The organism is Hyphomonas sp. (genome assembly GCF_046313735.1).
Classification (GTDB): Bacteria; Pseudomonadota; Alphaproteobacteria; order Caulobacterales; family Hyphomonadaceae; genus Hyphomonas.
Genome location: NZ_JBKBXW010000111.1, coordinates 1 through 2,190, shown reverse-complemented (window position 1 = coordinate 2,190; position 2,190 = coordinate 1). Strand labels below are relative to the sequence as shown.

The window sequence follows — 2,190 nt, the reverse complement described above, 5'->3', positions numbered from 1 at the left end:
ATGCATCACGGCCGAGGAGATCACCTCGCCCTCCGCGTCAAAGGCCCAGGCCGAAAGCCGTGTGCCGATCCATTCAAGGCCGATGAGTGCGAGCGTATCTGTCATGGTTATTTCGCGACTAGCATGGCGTGCGCTGCCTGATCCACCTCTGAGACAGCCTGCCCCGCCGCGCAAGGCACAAAGAGTCAGGCGCGTGCTTGCGGCGGCGGCCCGCGAGCCGGTAAACACGAGGCGAACCCGGCGGGGAGCCCAGCCATGCCCGACACCCAGTCCAGGCCCTCCGCGGCCGCCGAAGCGCTGCTGCAACTGGTCGATATCATGGCCCGGCTACGCACGCCGGAAACCGGCTGCCCGTGGGATCTCGAACAGACTTACGCGACCATTGCGCCCTACACGATTGAGGAAGCGTATGAGGTGGCCGACGCCATCGCGCGCGGTGACCGGGCCGATCTGCGCGACGAGCTTGGCGATCTGCTCTTCCAGGTGATCTTCCATAGCCGCATGGCCGAGGAGGAAGGCGCCTTCGCCCTCGCCGACGTCATTGCCGCGATCAATGCGAAGATGATTCGCCGCCACCCGCATGTGTTCGAAGCCTCAGACGGGCGAGACGCGGATGGCCAGATCGCCGCCTGGGAAGAGATGAAAGCCGCCGAACGCGCCGCGAAGGGTGAAGCGTCCGGACCGGCCAGCGCCCTTGACGGTGTTGCGCTATCCCTGCCCGCGCTTCTGCGCGCCGAGAAAATCCAGAAACGCGCCGCCCGCACCGGCTTCGACTGGACCGAGACGCCGCCGATCTTCGACAAGCTCACCGAAGAGGTCGAGGAAGTGAAGGACGCGATGGCGAGCGGCGACGCGGATGCCATCGAGGACGAGATTGGCGATCTCCTGTTTGTTGCCGCGAACCTCGCCCGGAGGCTGTCGGTCGATCCCGAACAGGCCCTGCGCCGCGCCAATGCGAAGTTCGAACGCCGGTTCCGGGCGATGGAGATTGCGGCGGCGGCGGAGGGTGTGGACTTTGCGTCGCTTACGCTGGATGAGCAGGAGGCGTATTGGCAGAGGGTGAAGGCTGGGGAGCGGGGGTAAACCTAGGAGCCCGCTCACCCCCGCGCAGGCGAGGGCCTGGACAGGCAGCGCACTTCCTCACGAGGCCCTTGCCTTCGCGGGAGTGAGCGGACTTCAGGCGGAGTTCAGATCACCAGCTCAGCATCCAACCCCGGAAACTCCGTCCGGAACTGGCCGAGGCGTTCCAGTGACAATCGCACAGTCAGATCAGCCGAGCCGTCGTCCTGCTGGGTTTCGGTGGTGACATCGCCGTGCTGGTGCAGCCAGGCGCGGGCCTTGCCGTCTTCGGGCGGCATGTGGAAGGCGTACTCCGCCCGCCCGCGCAGCAGCGCCGTCTCTATCAGCGCCAGCAACTCCGGCAGGCCCTGCCCGGTCAGCGCCGAGACGGGCACCGCCGGTGGGTCGGCCATCGTCGAAGCCTGCACCTCGAGAGAGGCCGCCCGCTCCGGCGGCAGCGCGTCCATCTTGTTCCAGGCCTCGATGATCGGCGGCAGCGGATGGCCGGATTCCTTTTCCAGCCGCTCCAGCACGCGCATCACATCATCGACCTGGTCGAAATCCGACGCGCTCGCCCGGTCGCGCACATGCACCAGCAGGTCCGCCTGCAGCGACTCTTCAAGCGTCGCCTGGAAGCTGTCGATGAGGTGGGTCGGCAGGTCCGTGATGAAGCCGACCGTGTCGATCAGCGCCGCCTCGCCCAGCGTCGGCAGATCCATCCGGCGGATCGTCGGATCGAGCGTCGCGAAGGGCATGTCCTTGGCCAGCACATCCGAACCGGTCAGCTGGTTGAACAGGCTCGACTTGCCGGCATTGGTGTAGCCGACCAGCGCAATCACCGGCTTGCCGGAGCGCCGCCGCCCGGCCCGCTGGACCGCGCGCGTGCGGCGCACATCATCGAGATCGCCCCGCAGGCGGATGATCCGGTCGTCGAGCATCCGGCGGTCGGCCTCGAGCTGGCTCTCGCCGGGGCCGGACAGGAAGCCCGATCCGCCGCGCTGGCGTTCAAGGTGGGTCCAGGTCCGCACGAGGCGCGAGCGCTCATAGAGAATGCGCGCCAGCTCGACCTGCAGCCGGCCTTCCTTGGTGCGGGCCCGGAGGCCGAAGATTTCGAGGATCAGCCCCGTCCGG

The 2,190-nt window shown here is 67.4% G+C and carries 2 protein-coding genes; one reads left to right on the top strand and one right to left on the bottom strand.

Features of this window, described 5'->3' with window-relative positions; all coding sequences use genetic code 11:
- Positions 1-255 precede the first annotated feature (255 nt).
- Positions 256-1,083 carry a nucleoside triphosphate pyrophosphohydrolase gene (mazG, locus tag ACK4SV_RS16910; RefSeq protein WP_409919013.1) on the top strand — a complete coding sequence of 276 codons (828 nt, stop codon included), beginning with the start codon at positions 256-258 and terminating at the stop codon, positions 1,081-1,083.
- A gap of 104 nt (positions 1,084-1,187) precedes the next feature.
- Here mazG and hflX read toward each other — a convergent pair.
- Positions 1,188-2,190 (bottom strand): GTPase HflX (gene hflX / locus ACK4SV_RS16905; RefSeq protein WP_409919012.1); only part of this gene is annotated, 1,003 nt, incomplete at its 5' end.

Coding starts and splice junctions, on each gene's coding strand:
- mazG (WP_409919013.1), top strand. CDS start 256: ATGCCCGACACCCAGTCCAGGCCCTCCGCGGCCGCCGAAGCGCTGCTG.